This window comes from Paenibacillus solisilvae, assembly GCF_042656405.1.
GTDB classification, from domain to species: Bacteria; Bacillota; Bacilli; order Paenibacillales; family Paenibacillaceae; genus Paenibacillus_Z; species Paenibacillus_Z solisilvae.
In genome coordinates, this window is sequence record NZ_JBHSOW010000018.1 from 68889 (window position 1) to 92893 (window position 24005).

Sequence of the window (24005 nt, forward strand, 5' to 3'; positions counted from 1 at the left end):
CCTCACATCATTCGACGTTAGTTCCTTTCTTCCTGCTGAAGCACAGTAAGGTAGGCTGAGCAGGCAACTTCTTTAAATAGTGACACTTTATTGAAAATTTGAACTATTAATGCTGTAAGCGCTTTAATATTATAAGAATAGGTTCTGTTCGATAACGATTTTGAAGGAGTGAGGGTATGCGTAAAAGGCCATTTATCATTGTTCTCGTTTTGTTATTAAGCTCTATGACCTTATTTACGGCCTGCAGTGGTTTCCCCGATAATGCCGAACAGAAGAATTCAAGCACCGAACAAACGGGAGATTTGACGGACAACGGTACCGATACGAAAGCTAACGAAGTGGGTACGCAGGATAACAAGACGCAGGATAACAAGACAGAAGAGAACGCAACCGTAGTTGACGGCCTTTTAACCGGGAAATTCAATCCGGAAGTAACTATCACCACTGTCAGGGGCGTCGCTCCCGGCGTGACATTCAGAGACGGCGAGAATGTCGACGACAACGTGCATACGAAGTGGGCGAAGGAACGCTTCGGCATCAACATCAAAAATTTGTGGTCGGTAACGGATCAGAACGATGCCTACAAGACGAAATTGAGACTTGCGCTCTCATCCAATGAGCCAATGCCTGACGTCATGATTGTGTTCGATGTGAACTTGGCTCAGGACCTCATTTCTTCCGGCAAATTTATGGACATCGGAGACAAATTCGAACAGAAAGCAGCCCCGATGTGGAAAAAGGCTTTGGAGGAGTATTCCTATACATGGAACCCCTTCAAGAAAGACGGTAAAAAGTACGGCATACCTCTCTTAAGCTACGGCTACGGTTCCGATCCGGTACTCTGGATCCGGCAGGACTGGCTGGACAAATTGAATCTAAAGGCTCCGCAAACGATGGACGATGTTGAACATATTATGGATGCGTTCACGAATCAAGATCCGGACAACGATGGCAAGAAAGACACGTACGGCCTTGTCATCGCGCCGAAGGCGAGTTTGAGCGACGGAATCGGCAATGCATCTTGGATTTTCGGAGCCTATGGCGTTGTTCCCGAACAATGGAATATGACCGCTGACGGTAAAGTCGGATTCGGCTCTGTTCAGCCGGAAATGAAAGCAGGTTTGGAGAAGCTTAAGCAGTGGTATGATAAAGGCTTTTTACCTAGAGATACGGGATTGTACGATGGGGGCAAAGTAGCCGAAGTCATTAGCAAAGGAAACATCGGCATGATTGCCGGTCCGCAGTGGCTCCCATGGTATCCGTTCCCGGATCTTGTCAAAAATGATCCGACGGCGAAGATGAAGCCTTTCAATATTCCGACAGGGCCGGACGGCCAAGCGGGACGCAACGGCACGGTTCAAGGCGGCTACGCAATCCTGATCAACAAGGATATTGAACCTAGAACGCTTGAAGCGCTCTTCGTCTATATGAACTATTTGTTTGAGAACCTGGCGATTCCAAGGGCAGGCAGCGAGTTTGAGCACGGCTACTTCGAGAACTATGACTGGGCTATGAAGGACGGTCAACCTTCCAGAAAGAACGAGGATATTCCAGGCGGCTACATCGATGCCAAGAAATATTTCCTGTTCTGGGAAATGCCGCTCATACCGGAAGCCAGCGTAGAGCCGATGATTAAGCGCTACAAAGGAGAACCGCTGACAACGCCCAACGACATGTTTTATAAAGACCATCCGGAGGATCAGGTCCAAGGTTACGGAAAAATCGTAGAGCAGGCGGAGGCCTCTAAAGTAAATGTCTTCAACGGAGCACCTACACCGACCATGAAGAAGAAGTGGGAGCTTCTTGAAAAAATCAAACAGGAAACGTTCAGCAAAATTATTTTCGGAAACGCTCCGGTCAGCCAATTCGATACGTTTGTGAATGAATGGAATTCTACTGGCGGAGATGCGGTGACCCAAGAAGTGAACGAATGGTATCAATCCGTCTCGCAATAACAGGATAAACGTCATGTAGTATGGGCTGGGCGAAACTTTCGGCATTGCCCGGCCCATGCTTTAACTAGAACGCGCAGGAAGGGAGGAGGTCCGGAACGATGGTGACGAATCAAACCGATATGACGGCAAATTCAAGCCAAACGGCAATCCGTACTCAAATAAAATGGAAAAGAAAAAGAAAAACACATAAAAACGCATGGCCGTTGCATCTTATGCTGCTACCTGCCGTTTTTTTTACTTTCGTGTTCAGTTACGTACCGATCGCTGGACTGGTCATTGCGTTTCAGGATTACAAGCCTTGGCTTGGATTCATAAAGTCTGAATGGGTTGGACTGGCTCATTTTCAATTTATGTTCGATTACCGTGACAGCAAACAGGTCATTTGGAATACCTTCTTAATCGCTTTATTGAAAATCGTATTCACTACATTCGCCAGCATTTTTTTTGCAGTGCTGCTGAATGAAATGCGTAAAGCGGTGTTCAAACGGACGGTGCAAACACTTGTTTATCTGCCTCATTTTCTGTCTTGGGTTATCCTTGGCGGTATTCTGATCGATTTATTATCGGTTGACGGAGGGCTTATAAACCGGGTCCTCAGCAGCTGGTTTGGCATTGAACCGATCTTCTTTCTAGGGAACGGCAACTGGTTTCGGTTTACCGTTATTCTCAGCGACATCTGGAAGGAGTTCGGTTTCGGCACCATTATCTTTCTTGCTTCATTAGCGGGAATCAATCCCGCTTTATACGAGGCAGCAGAGGTGGACGGAGCGAATCGGTGGAAGCAGACACTTCATATCACATTTCCTTCCATCATTCCGATTATCGTCGTCGTCATCACATTGTCACTCGGGAACATTCTGAATGCCGGATTCGATCAGATTTTCAACCTGTACAATCCCATGGTTTATGAAAAAGGCGATATTATCGACACGTTCGTGTACCGGATGGGCATTGTAAATGGGGACTTCAGCTTCTCCACGGCGATCGGCATGTTCAAGTCGGTTGTTGGGATGCTGCTGATCATCCTCTCTTACCGATTGGCCTATAAATTTGCCAACTACAGAGTGTTCTAGGGAGGGTGCTATGTATTATAAAACGAAATCTTATAAAGCCTTCTCGGTCGTCAATTACACGTTTCTGTTTGCTCTATCGCTTCTCTGCATACTGCCGCTCATTCATGTGCTTGCCGTTTCGTTAAGCGGCTCGGCACCTGCCGGAGCAAACCTGGTGAACTTCTGGCCGATCGATTTCACGATGGATGCTTATGCGAAAACAATAGATAACCGGTTTTTTCTCCGGTCTTTGATCATTTCCGGAGAAAGGACGATTCTCGGCACCGTACTCAGTATGTTCTTTATTACCCTGTCTGCCTATGCCCTATCCAAAGATGACCGAGTGCTGAAGGGGCGATCGGTGTACACCTGGTATTTTATTTTTACTTTGCTGTTTAGCGGAGGAATTATCCCTAGCTATATTCTGATTCAAAATCTGCATATGATGAATACGATTTGGGCGCTGGTTCTGCCGGGTGTCGTTAATGTGTGGAACTTGATCCTGCTGATGAATTTTTTTCGTACGATTCCCAAAGAGCTGGAGGAAGCCGCGCTCATCGACGGGGCCGGACATTTCAAAACGTTGCTTACCGTTTTTATTCCACTCTCTACACCCGCCATTGCGACACTGACGCTGTTTACAATGGTGTCCCACTGGAACTCCTGGTTCGACGGAATGATTTATATTTCGAGGGCGGATAACTATCCTTTGGCGACCTTTCTCCAGACGATCATCGTACAGCAGGATTTTACGAAAATGAACTTCGATCCGAAAAACCTGCAAGACATTTCTAACCGGACTGTCAAAGCCGCGCAAATTTTTATCGGAGCGATGCCCATACTGTTGGTTTACCCGTTTCTGCAGCGATATTTCGTAAAGGGCATTGTGTTGGGCGCGGTGAAGGAATAGTAGGGTGGGAGGAATGTCCAAGTTCTAATTTTTGCGGTATTCCTGCGGGGTCAGGCCGTAATGCTTTTTAAACTGCTGGATGAAATAAGACCTGTTGTAGTAGCCCAATTCATCGCAAATCTCGAAAATTTTTGAATCGGTGGTTTTCAACAGGTGAGCCGCATGTCCCATTTTGACACGAGAAATGTAGAGCACTAATTTTTCGCCGGTTTCGAGCTTGAATATTTTCGACAAGTACACCGGATGCAGGTAGACATGGTTTGCGAGCATCTGCAGGGAAAGATCCTTCATCATATTCTGGCCGATAAATTCCTTAACTTTATTGATGACGGCTGCACGATGATCATTCTTCTCTGCGTTAAGAACCTCGATCAATTCATGGAGGACATAGAGTGACCAGTCTTGCAGCTTCTGTATGGACATTGCCGGCAGCTTGCTGATCGTTCGCATATAATCCTCGTCGAGGAGGTCTGAAAACTTGCGGTTGTTTTTATGCAGAATATAGGAGAATGCCGATGAGATGACAAAGAACGCCTCCAAAATAAGCTCCGTTGACTCATAAGCCGAATTCAATTCACCGCAAATCCGTTCAATCTTTTCTTCAGCTGAGTCCCAGCCACCGCTCTCCAGCAAATGATGGAGCGTGGGGGGATCATACAAGCTTTTCATATACTGCACCGGATAAGGTCCGGATGTTTCCGTCATGGCCGTGAATAGTCCGTTTTCGCTACCGATATGCTTCATCATTCCGGAAATTGCAGTCTGATAGTGAGTCCGCACCTCCTCGGGGAACGTGCCGCTAGGGCTTAACAGGATGGATATGTCGCAATGTAAGAAGGTGTGGACGTTGTTTTGCAGCTGTACCGCTTTCTCTTCCAGAAGAGGGTATTTCGACCGGTCCCCATTATTGAATCTCACTAGGAAAGCAAGGTAATCAAATTCATCTTTGGTATGCCAGATGTCAAAATGATTTTCAAACGTCTCCTTAGCAATATTGCAAATGCCATATTCCAGAAGGGACAGCCCGTTTATATCGTACGGTGTAAAACTGTCTTCCATCCGGATCAGCATGAAGCAAAACAGGTCGTCGATTTGATAAGGAATGTCGTAAAGCTTCAGTTTGGCTTGCAGCGTTTCCCGGGAATACCGTTTTCCCTTGATTAATTCTAACAGTAATTTTTCCTTTAACACAGGGATATGCTCCTGCAGCGTGTAGATTGCCCTTTGGTAGGAACTAGCTTCTTCCCATTGCCGTTTGATCGAGTCCATCACTTTCTGAACGGATGCGACCAAATGATCGTAACGAATCGGCTTCAGTAAATAGTCGTCGGTCTTGTTCCTGATGGCTTGCTGCGCATACGAAAAATCGGAATACCCCGTTAGAATGATGCATCTTGTTTTTGGCGAGACGGCATGAATCTTTTCGATCAATTCAAGACCGGACATTTCTGGCATCCGGATATCCGAGATAATGATATCCACCGAATGGGTACGGATGATCTCAATGGCCGAGTCGCCGGAATAAGCTTTGAACACGTGATGAATATCATGATCGCTCCAAGGAATGTTGTCAGCTAAGCTGTCGACATGATCCGGTTCATCGTCTACAATCATCAATTGAAACAAGCAGAATCGCCTCCGGTTGATCAATATTTATCCATAATTTCGACTCGCGGGCGTGAATACCTTTATTCGAATGAAACCTTGCTGAAATATGTATTTCTGTTACTCAACTTCTACGAGGAGGATTCAAATGCTAATGACGCATGAAGAAGTGGCTCGTTATCAAAGAGACGGATATTTGTTGGTGAATAAGCTTTTTTCCAAAGAGGAACTTGATAGAATGATCCGCGAAGTGGAAGGCGGAGATCGAGTGGCTTCTTCTATGTATAGCAGTAATGACAGTTCGGGTCGAAAAGCAAGACTTTCTATATGGCACGAACTCGGATCTGATATGTGGTCCAATGTTTCTATCTGCCCTCGGTTGGTCAACGGAGTGCGTATTCTATTAGGTGAAGACGCAGCCTTTTTTCATGGTAAAGTAATGCTGAAAGAGGCACATTCCGGCGGGGCTTGGGAGTGGCACCAAGATTATGGCTATTGGTACGATCAGGGGTTTATTTATCCGAATATGATAAGCGTATTTATTGCGCTGGACGCTGCCACCCGCGAGAATGGATGCTTACAAGTGCTTCGAGGTTCCCATAAGCTCGGCAGGTTGGAGCATGGAAGGGTAGGCGAACAAACCGGAGCGGATGTGAACCGCATCAATCAAGTGGAGTCGATGCTTGATCTTGTGCACGCTGAGATGGAACCGGGCTCGGCACTGTTCTTTCATAGCAATCTCTTGCACAGTTCCGCTGCGAATGTATCGGATTATCACCGCCGTTCGTTCATCGTTTGTTATAACGCGACAGGTAATCCACAACTTCAGGGAGGACAGTTGAAATACTACAAATCTTGTCCGGTCGGGGCGGAGGAGTGGGTGCAACTGCCATAATTGAGGAACATGCGGTGGATGAAAGGATTGCAGAGGTCCTTATATTTAATGCGTTGGTTGAGAAAGTAACAATTCTCTCGCCAACGCATTATTTATTTACTCAAGCATCTTCATCGCTGATACTATCGGCAAGCGGCGGGTTCCTAACCGATTGACTCCCATTCGAATGAAGGACAGGCCTTCTGCTGGAAATGAATGGCCAACCTTCGGCTTATTTCTCTACGCTGTAATACGAAACTTTCTCTTCATCAATCGTGACACCGAGTCCCGGACCGCTGGGGAGCTTCAGCCTGCCGTTCTCTACGTGCAAACGGTCAACCGTCACGTCATCCGCCAGAAACTGAGGTCCGTTCCAAGCGCACGGGAGCGGGTTGCCAAACGCACAGGCGAGCTGCAGATGAGCGGCCAGACCGACACTGGTTTCCGTCAGACCGCTGAACACGGTCGTAAGTCCCGCATGCTCCGCGAATTCCAAGCTAAGCCTTGCCGGGAACAACCCGCCGGTCCTCGTTACCTTGGCTACGTAGACATCGATCAAATCCTGACGAACCCATTCGATCAGGTCGCGAGAGCATAATATCGGTTCATCGGCGCCGAGAGGAATGCTGGTGCGCCACTTGAACTCCCGCCATGCGCTCCAATGGTTGGAGGGGAAGGGCTGCTCCATGAGATCGAGTCCCGCATCTTCGAGGGAAGTGATCAGCCGGGATGCCTGCGCGAGCGTGTAGCCTCCGTTAGCATCCCCCCACAGAAAGGAGTTCGGCGCCAGCTTCTTAACCAGTTCGCACAGCTGCACGTCATAACGCGGCTCCACACCCAGTTTCACGTTGAAGTGGGCGTATCCGGCGTCCAGCCCTTCCCGAATTGCGTCTTCCGCCTTCTCCAAAGATTTGGCGCTTACCGTCCAGCTCATCGCAACGCTATCTGCGCGTTGATAGCCTATCAATTGAGCGATATTCAAACCGCGCTTATGTCCGATCAGATCGTGCAAGGCGGTGTCGAGCGCGCATTTGGCAATGGGATGGGCTGTAGACACGGCAGGTCCGGTCGCGCGTTCCATGCGCTGGTGCAGCCCGTCGATATCATCGACGGGCGCTCCGATAATCGCAGGAATCAAGTAATTCCTTAGCGTCGACACGACGCTCTCGATCGTTTCCGAAGACCAGAGATAGCTCGGCGAGCCTTCCCCCCATCCGACGTTCCCGTCCTCGTCCGTCATCTTGACGAGCACGACGGTTCGCTTGGCGCTTCCTCCGCCCACTTTTCCTCTTGAAATATGAAACTCGCCGCGGAATGGAATTTCAAGCGGGTATACGTTCACTTCCGATATCAACATACCGATCCCTCTTTCGTCGCTGGTCAGCGTTTCACGTTCCGTAATATTCCGTCTGTGGTATACCAAGGATCATCCTTGGCCAGGGGCAGCGTCACCTTCGTACCGGCAGCCGCCGATTTGTAAATCGCCGTAATGGCTTCAATGGTACGGCGGCCTTCCAGACCGTTCACGACCGGCTCGCGGTCTTCCCGGATGGCGGCGAGCAGATCGCCGATCGGTCCCGTATGATCCTCCGTTCCATGCGTAACTTCGGAAGCGGCTTGCTGCAGCTCGGCAGCCCCTTCCGGGTCAGGTATGGAGAACCCGCCGCCGTTATCCTTGACCGCATGGTACGATAGCGGCTGCTCCGAGAAGGCGCCCGTTACGCCGATTGCCTTCGTTTTGCCGGATACCGTCAGCGAGATGTCCTGCTTGACCGAATTCAAGGTGCAGGTGAGCTGTGCGGTCGCCCCGTTCTTGAACGTGGCGGTCGCCGTCGACATATCCTCGACTTCAATTTGGTGGGCGACTGTGTGGGCAGTGGCAGTCACGCTTTGCAGATCCCCCATGATCCACAGGAAAACGTCCAACGGATGAATCGCATGGTTCATCGTCACGCCGCCGCATTCCGTTTCGAACTTTCCGCGCCAAGGCACGTTGTAATAATCGTCGCCGCGCCAATACAGCCCGTTCATTTGAGCGAAGACCGGCGGTCCCATGACGCCTGAATCGACGATGCGCTTCATCTGGTTGAAGTCTTTGCGGTACCGGTATTGGAACGTCACGGCCAGCTTTCGGCCAGTCTTCCGGGCTGCTTCAATCATTTCATCGCAATCCTGCAGCGAAGGCGCGAACGGCTTCTCGCACAGCACATGCTTGCCGGCCAGAAGCGATGCGATGACCGTCTCCTTGTGCGCGAAGGGCGGCGTACAGATCGAGACGATATCGATATCGTCCCGGGCCAGCAGGGCCTGGAAGCTTTCGTATGCCTCGACGCCGTCTCCAGCCGAAGCGGCAAGCTGACGCGCCTTATCCAATGAAATGTCCGCGACGGCCTTCAATTCACATTCAGGAAACTCGGCATAGGCTTTGACATGATAACCGGAAATGGCGCCGCAGCCGATAATGCCGACTCCAAATTTGTTAGGGGTCATAAACTTTCTCCTCCTCAATAAAGCAGCCTATTACAAGCTGACAGTGTTTCCAGTCTCCCTGCTTTCGTTCGCAGCCTCAATAAACCGGATGATCGCAATCGTTTCATCCGGATCGATCTCGGAGGTTCCCTCCGTGAACATACGCATGATCTTCTCCAGCATGCTGGCGTAATACGGCTTCGGATACGCGTAGACATCGGCAAATTTGGTCGTATTCAGACAGTGGACGAGCGCTCCGAAGTTTCCGTTGCCTCTGCGGTTGCCTCTTACGGTGCCGATTCTGCCGTCCTCCCACTCACCGGTGATCAGGTCGTGATCGTCATTCGTGCGGGCGCTCACCCGCAGGCAGCGTTTGCCTAGGATGGCAAACAGCATTTCAACGGAATGAATGCCGTACCAGAACAGTCCCGGATGGGTCGGTTCTGTGTACATAGGGCCGTATGTATCTGCGCCGATAATCTCTTCCTGTTTGCAGGCGTTCAAGCATTCCGTCAGCGCGTCCGCATAACGCAGCGACGAGCAGCTCATGATCGGGATGCGGTGGAGGCCCGCAAGCTCGAACATCTGTTTCGCCTCTTCGCTGCTGATCGTGAAGGGCTTGTCGACAAATACCGGTTTCCCGTATTCGGCGATTTGTTTCAAATAATCGTAATGCGTGCGGCCGTCTACGCTCGATATGAACAGGGCGTCACAATGCGCTGCAACCTGTTCCGGAGATTCCATGATCGTGACTCCATAACGTCCGCGGAGCTCCTCGGTAAACCCGTCGACCCGCTTGAAGCTGGCTTCCAGGTCGTTGGAACCGCCGGAATACGCGGCCGTGATAATGCCTCCGGGAACATGGTACGGATCTGTTGGATCGTTCAGCAGCTTGGCGAACGCGGAGACATGAGAAGTGTCAAGTCCGAGCATTCCGAGTTTTAAGGGTTGAACCAACCCATTCCCCTCCTTAAAATACGTTTTAAGTTTCGCTTGATGGCCATTCAGTTTGATGATAACGGTTACAGTTTGCGGTGTCTTTGTAGAAATTCATCGAATTTTTGCCGAAAACGACTGTCGGTCCAATACGGACAGGGAATCGATTGCCTCTACACAAATAAAGGCAAATCGAATCGGGCGCTCAGCCGCGGAGCTGCAGCTAACAGCAGACCGACCCCATAATCTATAGAATTGTTCATACCAAAAGGGGCTGTCCCAAAAGCCATAAAGGCTTAGGGGCAACCCCATTTTAGCACCAGATACTGGTTACACCCCAGCCTATACTGGAATTCGTACAGTTAAAAGACTTCCATCCGATTAAAACGGTCTCTATACTGCATTCCATACAGCTATATCGCCCCAAATGAGCCTTTTGGAGCCCAATTTGGCATTTATAACTGGAAATTTCCGGTATAGTACTCGTTCGTACATCTAAAAGCCCGAAATAGCTGTAAAAATCCAGTATAGCGCTCGTTCGTGCATCTAAAGCCCGAAAAAGTTGTAAAAATCCAGTAACGATGCGCATGCGTCATGCGGTTGACTGTCGACACCTATCGGCCTGCCACGCGCCGGGAGCTGCGCACCATGCAGAATTAAACCGCGAATGCTGCAAGTCGTTCACACAAGTGCAATACGGGTTTGCCCCATTTTCGTTAAGATTTGGGACAGCCTTTCGCCTTTTAACGAGCCGATTCGTCAAGGAACCATTATCTGCCGCTGCCAGGCTTCGCGGTCGATTCCCGGATGATTAATTTCGGCGGGAAGAACAGTTTCTGCGTGTCCTGCTCCGGATTCTCCATGATGGAGATGAGCAGCTTAGCGGCTTCTTTACCGAGCACATTCTCCTCCTGGCTGATGAAGGTCGGCCTTACGGTGTAGAATTCAGAGAACTCGAAATCATCGAAAAAAATAAGGGACAGGTCTTCCGGCACGCGAATGCCCATCTCCGAAGCCACTTTTATGGCCTGAAGTCCAAGTCCCGGGTTAATGGCGAAGATCGCCGTCAATTCGGGGTTCCGCTCCAGAAAATCGCGGATTTTCTCCTTGATGGGTTTGGGTTCGCCGAGCTCAATATCGACATACCGGTAGCGGCGGTCGATCGGGATATGGTGCTCCGCCAGCGCTTTCTCGTAGCCCGCTAAGCGGTCCTCTATGCTGCTGGTGCCGGTAATTACCGTGGATAGAAACCCGATATTGCGGTGCCCGAGAGAGATCAAATAGTTGACGCCTTCCTGGGCGCCTCTTAAGTTATCCGGACATACGCAATTCGTGTCGATTCCGCGCAAATAGCGGTCCATAACAACAAGAGGGAATGAATCGAGCGTAAGCTGAAGAATTTCGCGATTATACGACTCGCCGTCGACAGGGTAGACGATCATGCCTGCTACTTGGCGTTCAACCATCTCCCGAATGATGCGTTCTTCCTTCTCAATGGAGTTCTCCGTATTGCAAAAGAGCAGGGAATACCCGGCTTCCGAGAGAATGCTTTCGACACCATTGAGCAGCAGGGCGTTATGCTGGTTGTTGATGAAAGGGAGCAGCAGGGCGACGGACTGCGTTTCCTGCGGGTGAATGGGGGCTTCGCCCGCGGCGGACCCGGAGTCAGGTGCGGATACATAGGTGCCTTTCCCTTGGACGCGGTATATGATCCCTTGCTCAACCAGATCGGACATCGCCTTCTTAACGGTAATACGGCTTACAGAAAATTGCTTGGTCAGCTCATTCTCCGATGGAAGCTTGTCATGGGGCTTCCAATGCTCCAGCTCGATCTCCGCAAGGAGATGATGTTTGATTTGCTCATAGAGAGATAGGTGCTGAACGTTTTTTGCCATCTTTGCAACCCCATGTCTTATTTGAACTTGTTATATAACATCTTATAGGTTGGTATGAAAATTGTAAAGATAAACCTGGGGTAATAGGTGAAAATAACGCATATCGTTCGAAAATGGAGCATTTGATACGAGACAGCTCAATACATGCAGGTTTTCTTGCTAAACTCAGACAAAATGGGGATAAACCGCCATTTACAACTGATTCCCTATAATGCTATTATTCATGCCAAGTACATAATAAGTTTATATTTGAGCATTACAAGTATATATCAAGCATAACAAGGTCTATGCTGCACATCCTCGCCGCGCTTTTCCGTCATCTTCTTATCTGCAGCTTCCAACCATCTGTGTAAGCGTACTCATCTACGATCCTTGATTCTCTACTGCTGAACAGGTTGTTTTTTCTTTCCGAAATGTAAGCGCATTCCTAGAAATGTTGAAACGTTCCGCATCCGGAATATTTCATAAATCGAACAGATTTCGAATAAGGGGGCTATCGTTCTTCGGATTGGGAAGCGATGCATGCCGCTGCTTGGCGGTGCAGCCGTTTCTGCTGGTGCTTCAAGCTGTGACTAGGAAGTTTGTTGAACACAACTAAGGAGGATGAACATGGATCAACAGAAAACGGAAAAGAAACAATTGAGGAAAGCCGGATTGTTGTCTCTCGTAGTTATCATGTTGCTCAGTCTAATCACCGGTTGTACCAGTAACAACAATTCAGGCTCATCAGCAGAGGGAAGCACAAATGGGGCAGCGACGGAGGGAAATGGGAAAGACGGGAATAGCAGCGGTGATACGGGGCCGCTTAAATTCAGTTATTCAAGGCCTACATGGGGACCTGCCACCTATACCAAGGGCGGCGCATATGAGAAGGAATTATTTAAACAAGGCAATGTAGAAATCGATGTAAGAATTATTCCCGTCGTTGACTATGACGCCACCATCAAGACGACGGCAGCAGGCGGTAATATGCCTGACGTTATCTGGGGCTGGGGTCCGGTAGATCCATTCTGGAAGGATCTGCAGGATCAAGGCGCATTCCTGAAGATCAACGATTATCTGGAGCAATACCCGGCTATAAAAGACGCGGTTCCGGCTGGGATCTGGGATAAGATGGCCGATGATAAAGGGGATATCTACTTCATCCCGAACTTGATTTATCCGGTCGTTCCGTTCTTTATCAATTACCGTGCCGATATCTTCGACGAGCTTGGCATTGCTGAGCCGACTTCTATTGCCGAGCTCCAATCCGCATTGGAGAAAATTAAGGCCAGCGGCAAGGATATCGTGCCGATGACTCACGGAAATACGAATCCCTACTGGGCGGCGAAGGATTTGGGTACATCGTTTGGCTCCGCCTCCGGCTGGGCGCCCTCCAAAGAGGATCCGAATAAGATCGTTCCCCAGGAAATGCAGGAGGAGCATCTGAATTTCAAATTTTGGCTGCAGGATATGAAGAAGCGCGGATTGTTCGATGAAGAAGCAGGCGTCAATCCGGATGCTTCCTTCGGAGAGACGAAATTCAAAGCCGGCCGTGCGGCCGTTATTCTTGGCGGAAATCTTCAATCCCTCTATCCCGAGCTGAAGAAGACTGTGCCGAGCGCAGACATTAAGATCATGTCTCCGCTAACCGGCCTGAATGGCGAGAAGGGCGGAACGCGTGTTGTGTTTCCTCAGGACCGGGGCTTCTACATTAATGTGAAGGCTAAGGATAAAGCAGCACAATTCTTCAAGTTCCTGAACTGGACGTTAACCGAAGGATCCGAGCTCAGAAGATATGGCATTGAAGGAAAGACGTACACCGTGAATCCGGAAGGGCAAAAAGTGCCGATTCCTGATGAGCAGCGGGAAGATGACTATAAGGCCGCTCAGATCGAACCGCTCAAGTTCATTGATCCGATGAGCGAGAAGCTGGACTGGGAAGCGCAGGAGCTGTCTTTTATCGGCGCAGGGATCCAGGATAAGTTCGAATATTACAAGGGCATGTTCGAGAAATATGCCGCAACGCCTTACAACGATTATAAAGATCCGACCGTGACTTCTCCGACCCAGGCGGAGATTGGGCCGCAGATTTGGGAGGATTACATGGCGAAGGTAGATGGAAGTATCCTGACGGACATGAAGCTCACTAAAGAAGCGTATAAGGAAGCCTACAAGAAATGGCTGGACGCGGGCGGGCAGAAGATTATCGATGAGGTCAATGAAATGCAGAAGGATAAGTCCGAACCGAACTATGTAGATTAAAGGGCCGGTTACTGGAATAGGGCGGCTGAAATGCCCTATTCCAGTGTTTTGCCGGCACGTTCCGATGAAAGGAGTGATTCCATGAGCGCGAAATCCGTCTATACTCCTCACGGTAACCTGGGGATGCCTTATAACCCTAACGGAATGAAAAACAAAAGCCGCAGACTGGGTACACGGATTTGGAAGTCGCGATTTATTTACCTTCTGATTCTGCCAACCATTATCTATTTTGCCATTTTTACTTACGCGCCCTTCTACGGCATCACGATCGCATTTAAGGATTATAAAATCATAGCTGGGATCATGGACAGCCCATGGGTCGGCTTTAAACACTTCGAAGCGATGTTTACCTCGGAGAAATTTCCGGCGCTTCTCAAGAACACGGTCATTATCAGTATGTACCGCCTGTTATTCGGCTTCCCGATTCCGATTCTGTTCGCTTTGATGCTGAATGAAGTGAGGAACATCTGGTTTAAGCGGTTCATTCAAACCATCACGTACTTCCCCCACTTCCTGTCGTGGGTTGTATTCGCAGGGATCATCTACAACTTTATCGGCCCAAGCGGCATTATCAATCTGGTGCTGGCAAACACAGGATTGGAGAAATTCAATTTTACAACCAATCCGGACGTATTCCGTACACTTGTCGTCATAACGGCGATCCTGAAGGAATTCGGCTGGGGAGCGATCATCTATTTGGCAGCCTTGTCCGGCATCGACTCGCAGCTGTACGAAGCGGCCAAAATTGACGGAGCCGGGAAGCTGAGGCAAATTTGGCATATTACGCTGCCGGGAATCAGGCCGATTATCGCCCTGCTGTTCTGCTTGCAGCTTGCAGGCATACTGGATGCCGGCTTCGACCAAATCTTCATGTTCCTTAATCCTGCTTTATATGATGTCGGGGACATCATCGATACGTATGTGTACCGGTTAGGGATTCTGCAATCGCAATTCGAGCTCGCAACAGCTGTAGGTTTGTTCAAAGGCATCATAGGGATGATCCTCATCATCACAGCGAATACGATCATACGCAGGATGGGGGAGAAATCATTATGGTAGAACAATCTGCCCAAGCAGCGCAGCCCGCCAGGCACCTGAAGATAATCAAGCAAAGAAGCTTGGATGCGAATCCATGGTGGGCGCAGGGCCTCATCTATCTCATTCTCATCGGTGCGGGCTTGATTACCTTGATGCCGATGGTGAATGTATTGGCGATTTCCTTCAGTGAAGCGCATGAGATCTACAAGAATCCGATGATGCTTTGGCCCAAATCGTTCACGTTTGAATCGTATAAATACATTTTCAATACACAAGTCCTGTTGAAAGCGTTTGGCATTACGGTATTCGTCACCGTTGTGGGCACCTTCCTCAATCTTGTGTTCACGGCAACGGGTGCCTATGGCTTGTCGAAGACGCAAATCCCGGGCCATCGTTTCTTGTTATGGATCGTGATTATCCCGATGCTGTTTGGCGCAGGGCTTATCCCGATGTACATTTTGCTCAAAAATATCGGGCTCCTCAACAGCATTTGGGTGTTGATTATCCCGCAGCTGGTCGCACCCTTTAACCTGATCCTGATGCGCAACTTCTTCTGGAGCATCCCGGAGAGTCTGGAGGAGTCAGCCCGGATCGACGGGGCTTCGGATATGCGCGTGCTGTGGAGTGTTATCCTGCCGCTCTCAAAACCCGTTATTGCGACGGTCGGCTTGTTCTATGCGGTCGGGCATTGGAACGATTTCTTCTCCGGGCTGTTCTTCATCAGCGATAACAGCAAGTGGCCGCTCCAGATGGTGCTGCGCTCGATCATTATTGATTTCAACATGCTTAATATGGGAACGCAGAACACAAGTACATTAAATGATTCGAGCAGATTAATCGTTCAGCCGGAAAATATTAAGGCAGCAACCATCATATTCGCAATCGTGCCGATTCTCGTTGTTTATCCCTTCTTACAGAAGTATTTTGTGAAAGGTATCATGCTTGGTTCCGTCAAAGGTTAACCATCTTACAAAGTGAAAGAGAGGCTGAAAACGATGTCTAACAACGCTGTTCAAACGACGAAAGAGGAAATTCTGGCGCACTACAAGGAGAATGGCTTCGCCGTCATTCCGAACGCTTTGTCGCAGGAGGAGCTTGACTACTTGAACAACCTGGTGGAGGCTTCATTGAAAGAATCCCCGGAGCACTGGCATAAGCCGATAGAAGGTGCAGTCGGTACAGGCAGCTTCCTCGAGAAGCATCCGCTGGAGATGGATAAATTCATACGCCATCCCAAGATTTTCCCGCTCATTCAAGAAGTATTGCTCCAAGAGGCGCGCTTTGCCCAATTCGATTTCCGGGATGTTTCCGCGGATCGGGCGAGCAGCAGCGAGATGAATTTCCACCGCGACATCAGCTATTACGGCACGATAGGAGGGAAGATCTACGATCCTGAGAATCCCTATATCAGCACGTATACCTGTGTCATCTATTACTTGTCGGATGTCCACGATTGCTGCCCGGCCTTCTGCTTGGTACCGAACAGCCATACGTATGGTACGCTGGCCGAAGCGAAGGAGAAGCAGGGGGAAGCTTACCAGGAGGTCCCGATCCGGGGCAAAGCCGGCACCGCAGTGCTGTACAATATTACGACGTATCACACGCGCAAGGGCGGAAGAGCGGATTGTACGCACGGCCGGCGGACGATGCATAACTACCATTCCCGGGCGTCGAGCTATCCGCTGACAAACTGGGCGACGGTGCCTGAGGTGCTGGCGCTTAGCGATGATCATGACACCCGCTTGTTTTATTCGCAATGGACGCCTAACCAAATCAAATTCGCGCGGGACAATTATACGAAGCCGGTGCCTCCTTATTATCCGGTTCATATGATCAAGTAGCCACATATAATCGCGATTTGGGCCGCTGAGGCAGCGGCCTTTTTCCGATAAGGTCCCGCCTCAATAAGGCGGTTATGGCAGTCTCAGCCATACCGGTGCTCCCCGCGGAGATAATTAATTTGTGTGGAAGCTTGAATGACTGCAAATCGAAGATGTGACAATCGGGAGGTTAGTGAAATGACCAAGATTAATCGGATCAGGCTTATTCGCACGCGCCATGATGCAAGCTGGACGATCGTGAAGGTGGAGACGGATCAGGATGGGCTGTACGGAATCGGGTCGGCGAACGATTATTTCAATCCAAGCGCAATCGCTGCCGTCATCGAGGAACTGCTTGCGCCAACGCTGATCGGACGCGATGCCGGAGCGATCGAAGACATCTGGCAGTCCATGTACCAGAGCGGGTACTGGCGCAACGGTTCCGCTCTGATGACTGCAATTGGCGCGATCGATATGGCGCTCTGGGACATCAAGGGCAAGGAAGCCGGCATGCCGGTGCACCGGCTGCTCGGCGGCCCAAGCCGCTCGGCAGTGCCCTGTTATGCGCATGCAAGCGGAAGGGATATCGGTGAGCTGACAGAGGATATCACCCGTTATATGGAAGAAGGCTATTCGGTGGTCCGCTGCCAGCTGGGCAGCTATGGCGGCGGCGGCTTCATCCCCGCCGAACTGGCGAAGAGGCCGGCAAATGCTTGGCCGGCCAAGGCCGTCTTTGACGAAGAGGCCTATTTGGAGGCGATACCGAACATGTTTGAGGAGCTTCGCGCACGGTTCGGTGCGGAGGCCAAATTCACGCATGACGTGCACGAGCATCTTAGCCCGCAGGGTGCGGTGATCCTATCCAAGCGGCTGGAGCCCTATCGCTTGTTCTTCCTTGAAGATGTGCTCCCGCCTGAACAGATCGCCTGGTTCCGCTCGATTCGGCAGCAGAGCACAACGCCGCAGGCGATGGGAGAGCTGTTCACAAGCCCGCATGAATGGATGCCGCTCATTCAAGAGCGGTTAATCGATTATATCCGTGTCCGCGTATCCAAAGGGGGCGGTATATCAGCCTGCCGCAAAATCGCCGCCTTTGCGGAAGCCTATGGCGTGCGCACGGCATGGCAGGAAGGAGGGGACAACGATCCGGTCAATCAGGCTGCGGCCATGCATCTTGATATGGCCATCTGGAACTTCGGCATCCAGGAAGAGAATACATTCCGGGCAGAGGAGCTGGAAGCCTTCCCAGGGCATGCGGTTCTTAAGGATGGACATCTCTATGCGAATGAACGGCCTGGGCTGGGCATAGATATCGATGAGGAGAAGGCAGCGAAGCTCGTGAATCCGGAGATTAAGACACGGATCTATCATAAGCCGTATCCAATCGACCGGAAGGCGGACGGCACGATCGTACGCCCTTAATTACAGATTAAAAAGGAGGCTCACTTGGATGACGGAGCATCAGGAACAACCGCGTACATTACGCTTTCACTCCGAATGGAGCCGGATTGTGCCCGAAGGCACCTCCGTCCGTAAGATTGCGGACGGTTTCCAGTTCACGGAGGGGCCGATATGGGACCGTGAGCAAGCGAAGCTTTATTTTAGCGACATTCCCGCGAACCGAATATATAGCTGGGATTCACGGGACGGCCTTCAGCTATTCCGCGAACCCAGCGGAAACAGCAACGGGTTGACGCTGGACCGCAGCGGTCGGCTGCTGGCCTGTGAGCATGGCAATCGCAGAGTATCCATCACGGATGATGACGGCAGGATCCGCACGCTAGTTGAGAGCTTCGGGGGTAAACGGCTCAACAGCCCGAACGACATCGTCGTCAAGTCGGATGGCATGATCTACTTTACCGATCCGCCTTACGGATTGTCCGATCCTTCGGAGCAGGAGCAGCCCTGCCAGGGAGTTTACCGGCTGAACCCGGACAGCAGTGAACTGGAGCTCCTGTACGAGGGTCTGCACCGCCCGAATGGGCTCGCCTTTTCGCCTGATGAGAGCATCCTGTACGTAAATGATTCATCGACACAGGACCTGTTCGCGTTCGATGTGACTGCTGAGGGAACGCTCAGCCATTATCGTTTGTTTGCCCGGATGGATTCTACGGTTGGAGCGGGCGGCCCCGACGGCATGAAGGTCGATACGGAGGGGAACGTTTATGCTACCGGTCCAGGCGGGATCTGGGTGTACAACCCGGCCGGGGAAGCGCTTGGCGTGTTGCTTGTTCCGGAACCGGCGGCCAATCTGGGCTGGGGCGGGGCTGATCGTCGAACCTTATACATAACCGCTAATACCTCGGTGTATGCGGCTGATCTATCCATTCCCGGAATATCGGTCATGCGCAGCAAGGATAGGGAGGGTACGGTATGAAGCATATCGCGGTAACCGGGGGAAGCGGCAAGCTTGGACGATGCGTGGCGGAGGATTTAATCGCACACGGCTATGAAGTGACCGTTGTTGACAGTAAAGCGCCTGAAGGGCTTAGGTGCACTTACATGAATGCACAGCTGACCGATGCCGGGGAGGCTTATGGCGCGCTCAAGGGAACGGATGCGGTGATCCACCTCGCTGCGATTCCCGGACTCACGACCTATACGCACGGCAGAATCTTTGCCAACAACGTCATGTCGACTTATAACGTGCTGGAGGCCGCCGAAGCGCTCGGCATGCGCAGGGCGGTGATCGGCTCAAGCGAGTCGTCGTACGGCTTTTATTGGGCGAAGCATCCTTTTGTTCCGGACTACCTGCCGGTGGATGAGAAGCATCCGCAGCTTCCGCAAGAGACGTACGGGATGTCTAAGGTATTAAATGAAATGACGGCGGAGATGTTTAACCGAAGCTCGGGCATGCAGATCGTGCCGCTTCGCTTCTCGACGATCATTTCCGAGCAGGAATGGCCGCATATCGTCCGCAGGCTGCAGGCGGATGCCGCCAATTTCAAGCGGAATTTATACAGCCATGTTGATGTGCGTGATGCCGCTTCGGCATGCCGGCTTGCGTTGGAAGCGGACGTTCCAACCTCACAGGGGCTGAACATCACCTCCGGCATTACGCTGTCCGATGTGGAAACGCCGGAGCTTATTGCACGCTATTTTCCTGAGATCAAGGATATTAGGGAGGACCTCTCCGGATATACCGCGCTGGTCAGCAACCGGCTGGCCAGAGAGGTCCTGGGCTGGGAGCCGGTGCATACTTGGCGGGATTTTGCCTGACGGAGAACCGTTCTCCCAATCGTCTTCAGCTATAAACACTAAGCCATAAGAATGCCGCCTATTCGCATGATCATGTGAATGGGCGGCATTTTTATATTCCCATCGTTAAACGGATTGTTCCGTCCGAAGGCACCTAACCTTTACCTGCATAAAGTGGTTTAATGGATGGCTATGTTTAATCTTGATGTTGATATTTGACCAAAAAAACCGCCTACTAATAAGGCGGTTAATTGAACTATCTTGATCAGGCAGTTCAGGTCACCATTTTCGCAAAAAGCCCTGGAAGCGTCCTTGTTCGTTACATTTTTTTCATCGCTGTTTGAATTTTATCGCCGAAGCTTTCAATCTTACCACCATCGATATCGCTATCCGCTGTCGGATGACAAGAACAAAAAAAAGCCCCATCCGGCTGGGAAGTCAGGATGAGGCGAACTTTGATAACAATTATTGCACGACAGCTATCTCATATTTCTCGGCAATCTTCATTAAATATTGCTCGATGTAATCATAATCTCCAACCTTGTTGCTGGCAATGACGACTGGGTCCTCCATGCCTCTGACATGCACCTTGATAACCTTCACCTCAACGGTCCTGAGCAGCCTTTTCACCGTCTCTTTCACCATTTCCAGCCGCTCAAACTTGCTGTACTCAATCTTTTTGGGAGCGCTATCCTTCTCCAGCTTCAGCACCATTTCCCCTGCGTCCAAGTTGACAAACACTGCTTTCAGCAATTCGATCAACCTCCTGATGTGAATAGAAATGGTTTTACCCGACTTATTTGCCATTGTATTCAACCAGTTGCGAATATATGTGCTTAAAGTTCTCGATATTTCAAAATAGGGTTGGTCCAATACTCGGGTCCAGTATCTTCGTCACCTATTTTTACTAAATATAATGTATACGCACCTTTTGGACTCATGGATGGGTACCATCCTAAATCCAAAACGAATCCTTTCTTTTCATTTCTAAAATAGAATATATCCTCGTGTAGTTCCAATACATAAGGATATGATCCGTCATGAAAGTCATCAGGATTTCAAAAAGATGATTCCAACCAAGCTATTAGCTGGAATAGCGTGGAAAAGGCAGCCGGCTGGTTTCGGCTGCCTTATTGTAGTTTGTAGTTAAGCTATCTTGTTCCGTTAGCTCAATAACACCGGTCAGACATGTACTCAAAAGTTGGTGTTTTGAACATAATAACTGCCGGCAATACGGTAGTTCGGATTAAGTTACAATAAACTCAACTATAATTGGGGTTGCAGGATCAAGTACGTCTCCACCTGGAATGGTAAGCGTCGTAGTGGTAGCTGTTGAAGTATCGGCAGTCTGAAGCATCGCGTTAATGTAAAGATTGTAATACGCTGGAGAAGTTGGGAATACTGTAGCGGCTGCACCGGTGTCAGTTGTGAATGCTGTAGCTGCAATCGCAAACGTCGCGCCAGTACCTGTCCCTGCTCCTATTGTGGAAGTAAACCTTCTACCAGCAATAAAGGGTTTCGTAATCGGCATCTTCTATCACCTCTCTTTCTATGTCTATTAGATGCTTAATATTTAATAGGGGAAGGGCGAATCAATTAATTGAGTAACCAGCCCCATTTTTACGAGACTTGAGCAATGAATTGTATGGTCTCAAGAGTAATCGGCGTGCCCGAATAAATTGTGCTGCCTTGGGGGTTCAAGGTCAATGTATTTGGGCTTATGCTATATACGTTTCCCTCTTGTAATATCCCATTAATGAAAAGATTATTAAAACTATTTGGTCCGAGGCCTGAAAAAACGGAAATAATATTTCCAGCGTCGTCTATAAACAGATTCGCCGAAAAAGCTGCAGGGGACGTCAAGACTAAATCTGAGCTCAGAATATAAATATATCTATTAACTACAGGTATAATAGTGACGTTGGGAAAGGGTCCTGGTGGCCCTTGAGTACCTTGAGGCCCTTGAGGACCCGGGGGACCTTGTAACCCTTGTTCCCCTTGGGGACCCGTAAATCCTTGCTCTCCTCGAAGATCTGCAGGCTGTACTCCTTGCAAGGCAGGAACATTAACATGACGTCCGGCTTTCTTTCGTACACATTTCCCTCTGATGACCTTAAGCTTTTTACGATTATTTTTCCTTTTAGGAGCACAAATTTTACTGACGGCCATTTTTTTTCTTTTCAAGAGGAGAGATTTACACCGTCTTTTTTTACGGTCTTTTAAGTCCTTCAAATAAGATCCCTCCCAACATCAGAAAATCTGCGTCGTTTATTTTCAATTGGTAATCCTCTGCCTATATTATGTCATCAAACACTTTGAAGAATGGTCATTTAACCAATATCTGGTAGACTGAGACCTATATTTCCAAAAAATAGGCATACATTGATTTTGTGAAAATGTCTGCGCCCGAATTTCGTTAGCTTGTCACAGAAGAGAAATTAGCAAATATTGCGCTTGAATCTCAAGACCATTTACATTTTACTTTTCGGGTCAACAAAGTTTAACAAAGCCTAACGGATTGGAGAGCCCTTCGGCTCTTTTTTTATGCTGCCAATCAAAACCGAATAGGGCGTTCAGCCGCGCCATACAATGGTTATAGCAAGCAAATGAAACGATGATGAGCTCTCGAAAGGGGGATCGAATGAAAAAAATACGCATTGGGGCGGGGCAAGGATTTTATGGGGATTCCATTTTACCTGCGATTGAAACGGCGAAGCGGGGGGATATCCAGTATCTTTGCTTCGATTGTCTCGCTGAATTAACACTGGCCATCCTGCAGAAAGACCGGCAAAGGGACGCGGCTAAGGGGTATGCAGGAGACATCTCCCTAACGATGAGGGAACTGCTCCCTTATGTGAAGGAGAAGGGAATCAAGATCATCACGAATGCCGGGGGGATGAATCCGGTCGGAGCCCAGCTTGAAGCGCAGCGGATTGCTGAGGAGCTGGGACTGAAAGGACTTAAACTGGCGGTCGTAACAGGTGATGATGTCCGGGATGAACTGCAGCAATGGAGAACCCAAGGGGTAACGCTTGCCCACATGGAAGACGGCAGAGATGTGGAATCCATCATGGACCGTATTAGGTTTGCCAACGCTTATTTGGGCACTAAACCCGTTGTGGAGGCGCTGCAGCAGGGGGCTGACGTGATCATAACCGGGCGTATGACCGATTCCGCTCTGTTCCTTGCGCCGCTTATCCATGAATTTGGTTGGGGACAAGAGGACTTAAGCAGGCTGGCACAAGGATTGCTTATGGGCCATCTCCTGGAGTGTTCCGGCCAGGCATCGGGAGGGAACTTCAGTGGCGACTGGCAGTCCGTAGCCGGTTTGGACACCATCGGCTTCCCGGTTGCAGAAGTCTTGGAAGACGGGGAATTTGTCCTTACCAAGACGGAGGGAGCCGGAGGGCTTGTTTCCGTCGATACGGTAAAGGAACAGCTCCTGTATGAGATTCATGACCCGTCCGCTTATGTCAGCCCGGATGTTGTATTGGATCTTACGGGCGTTCAGCTGCAGGATATTGGCCCGAACCGGGTACGTGTTACAGGCGCCCGTGGAACGAAACGACCCGAAACGCTGAAAGTGGTGATGGGCTATGCGGACGGCTGGCTCGGGCAGGCCATCTGGGGATATTCATGGCCGGATGCACTCGCCAAGGCACAGACGGCAGACCGCATCATACGTCAGCAAATACAGCGGATTGGACTGCATTATGACGAAGTCCGTACGGATTATCTCGGATACGATTCCTTGCACGGGCCGCTGGCGACATTACCGGCGGAAGAGTTGAATGAAGTGTACGTGCGCATCGCGGTGCGAACCGGAAGCCGGGATGAAGCAGCCAAGCTCGGCAGACTGGTTCCCCCGCTTATGCTGAGCGGTCCTCCTGCAATGGGAGCATTCCTCGGCATGATGAAGCCGCGGGAGCTGCTTGGCATGTGGTCCTGTCTGGTTCCGCGGAGCCTCGTTGAGAGCAGGGTCCATGTGAACGTCCTGGAGGTGTAGGCA

20 protein-coding genes are annotated in these 24005 nt (G+C 50.1%); 12 read left to right on the forward strand and 8 right to left on the reverse strand.

Annotation, left to right across the window (positions count from 1 at the left end; all coding sequences use genetic code 11):
* The first annotated feature begins 176 nt into the window (after positions 1-176).
* From ACFPYJ_RS05750 to ACFPYJ_RS05760, 3 genes are all read left to right on the forward strand, one after another.
* Positions 177-1955: an extracellular solute-binding protein gene (locus tag ACFPYJ_RS05750; RefSeq protein ID WP_379187100.1), complete on the forward strand. Its 1779-nt coding sequence runs from the start codon at positions 177-179 to the stop codon at positions 1953-1955.
* Positions 1956-2167: 212 nt separating this feature from the next.
* On the forward strand, positions 2168-3028 hold the full coding sequence (locus ACFPYJ_RS05755) for an ABC transporter permease (RefSeq protein ID WP_379187140.1): 861 nt from the start codon (positions 2168-2170) through the stop codon (positions 3026-3028).
* 10 nt (positions 3029-3038) lie between these two features.
* Positions 3039-3917 (forward strand): carbohydrate ABC transporter permease, encoded by an 879-nt coding sequence (locus ACFPYJ_RS05760; protein ID WP_379187101.1) that lies wholly within the window; start codon positions 3039-3041, stop codon positions 3915-3917.
* A 24-nt stretch (positions 3918-3941) separates the two neighbouring features.
* Here the strand turns inward: ACFPYJ_RS05760 and ACFPYJ_RS05765 are convergent, their stop codons facing one another.
* On the reverse strand, positions 3942-5543 hold the full coding sequence (locus ACFPYJ_RS05765; protein ID WP_379187102.1) for a response regulator: 1602 nt from the start codon (positions 5541-5543) through the stop codon (positions 3942-3944).
* A gap of 133 nt (positions 5544-5676) precedes the next feature.
* Here ACFPYJ_RS05765 and ACFPYJ_RS05770 point away from each other — a divergent pair, with 133 nt between their 5' ends.
* Entirely contained in the window at positions 5677-6417 is a 741-nt protein-coding gene (locus ACFPYJ_RS05770; RefSeq protein WP_379187103.1) for a phytanoyl-CoA dioxygenase family protein, read from the forward strand.
* 211 nt (positions 6418-6628) lie between these two features.
* Here ACFPYJ_RS05770 and ACFPYJ_RS05775 read toward each other — a convergent pair whose 3' ends face one another.
* The 4 genes from ACFPYJ_RS05775 to ACFPYJ_RS05790 form a co-directional block, all read right to left on the reverse strand.
* Positions 6629-7753 carry a mandelate racemase/muconate lactonizing enzyme family protein gene (locus ACFPYJ_RS05775; protein WP_379187104.1) on the reverse strand — a complete coding sequence of 375 codons (1125 nt, stop codon included), beginning with the start codon at positions 7751-7753 and terminating at the stop codon, positions 6629-6631.
* Positions 7754-7776: 23 nt separating this feature from the next.
* Positions 7777-8886 (reverse strand): Gfo/Idh/MocA family protein, encoded by a 1110-nt coding sequence (locus ACFPYJ_RS05780; protein WP_379187105.1) that lies wholly within the window; start codon positions 8884-8886, stop codon positions 7777-7779.
* 30 nt (positions 8887-8916) lie between these two features.
* Positions 8917-9822, reverse strand: a complete 906-nt coding sequence (locus ACFPYJ_RS05785) for a Gfo/Idh/MocA family protein (RefSeq protein WP_379187107.1) — start codon at positions 9820-9822, stop codon at positions 8917-8919.
* 749 nt (positions 9823-10571) lie between these two features.
* On the reverse strand, positions 10572-11696 hold the full coding sequence (locus ACFPYJ_RS05790; RefSeq protein WP_379187108.1) for a GntR family transcriptional regulator: 1125 nt from the start codon (positions 11694-11696) through the stop codon (positions 10572-10574).
* A gap of 609 nt (positions 11697-12305) precedes the next feature.
* On the opposite strand from ACFPYJ_RS05790, the gene ACFPYJ_RS05795 reads away from it, so the two are divergent.
* From ACFPYJ_RS05795 to ACFPYJ_RS05825, 7 genes are all read left to right on the forward strand, one after another.
* Positions 12306-13940 carry an extracellular solute-binding protein gene (locus ACFPYJ_RS05795; RefSeq protein WP_379187110.1) on the forward strand — a complete coding sequence of 545 codons (1635 nt, stop codon included), beginning with the start codon at positions 12306-12308 and terminating at the stop codon, positions 13938-13940.
* Between the two features lie 81 nt (positions 13941-14021).
* The gene (locus tag ACFPYJ_RS05800) at positions 14022-14999 is read left to right on the forward strand and encodes an ABC transporter permease (protein ID WP_379187111.1); all 978 of its coding nucleotides are present in this window, start codon (positions 14022-14024) and stop codon (positions 14997-14999) included.
* Positions 14993-15940, forward strand: coding sequence for a carbohydrate ABC transporter permease (locus ACFPYJ_RS05805; protein WP_379187112.1), 948 nt, complete (start codon positions 14993-14995; stop codon positions 15938-15940). Before ACFPYJ_RS05800 ends, ACFPYJ_RS05805 begins: the two co-directional genes overlap by 7 nt.
* 33 nt (positions 15941-15973) lie before the next feature.
* Complete coding sequence (locus ACFPYJ_RS05810; RefSeq protein ID WP_379187113.1) at positions 15974-16819, forward strand: phytanoyl-CoA dioxygenase family protein; 846 nt, start codon at positions 15974-15976, stop codon at positions 16817-16819.
* A gap of 177 nt (positions 16820-16996) precedes the next feature.
* A complete protein-coding gene (locus tag ACFPYJ_RS05815) occupies positions 16997-18220 on the forward strand; it encodes an enolase C-terminal domain-like protein (protein WP_379187114.1) in 1224 nt (407 codons plus the stop codon).
* Between the two features lie 28 nt (positions 18221-18248).
* Positions 18249-19175 (forward strand): SMP-30/gluconolactonase/LRE family protein, encoded by a 927-nt coding sequence (locus ACFPYJ_RS05820; RefSeq protein WP_379187115.1) that lies wholly within the window; start codon positions 18249-18251, stop codon positions 19173-19175.
* Positions 19172-20017: an NAD-dependent epimerase/dehydratase family protein gene (locus tag ACFPYJ_RS05825; protein ID WP_379187116.1), complete on the forward strand. Its 846-nt coding sequence runs from the start codon at positions 19172-19174 to the stop codon at positions 20015-20017. Before ACFPYJ_RS05820 ends, ACFPYJ_RS05825 begins: the two co-directional genes overlap by 4 nt.
* 444 nt (positions 20018-20461) lie before the next feature.
* Here the strand turns inward: ACFPYJ_RS05825 and ACFPYJ_RS05830 are convergent, their stop codons facing one another.
* From ACFPYJ_RS05830 to ACFPYJ_RS05840, 3 genes are all read right to left on the reverse strand, one after another.
* Positions 20462-20749 carry a hypothetical protein gene (locus ACFPYJ_RS05830; protein ID WP_379187117.1) on the reverse strand — a complete coding sequence of 96 codons (288 nt, stop codon included), beginning with the start codon at positions 20747-20749 and terminating at the stop codon, positions 20462-20464.
* A gap of 493 nt (positions 20750-21242) precedes the next feature.
* Positions 21243-21527, reverse strand: a complete 285-nt coding sequence (locus tag ACFPYJ_RS05835; protein ID WP_379187118.1) for a DUF4183 domain-containing protein — start codon at positions 21525-21527, stop codon at positions 21243-21245.
* Between the two features lie 89 nt (positions 21528-21616).
* A complete protein-coding gene (locus tag ACFPYJ_RS05840; protein ID WP_379187119.1) occupies positions 21617-22228 on the reverse strand; it encodes a DUF4183 domain-containing protein in 612 nt (203 codons plus the stop codon).
* Positions 22229-22637: 409 nt separating this feature from the next.
* On the opposite strand from ACFPYJ_RS05840, the gene ACFPYJ_RS05845 reads away from it, so the two are divergent.
* Positions 22638-24002: an acyclic terpene utilization AtuA family protein gene (locus ACFPYJ_RS05845; protein WP_379187120.1), complete on the forward strand. Its 1365-nt coding sequence runs from the start codon at positions 22638-22640 to the stop codon at positions 24000-24002.
* Positions 24003-24005 lie beyond the last annotated feature (3 nt).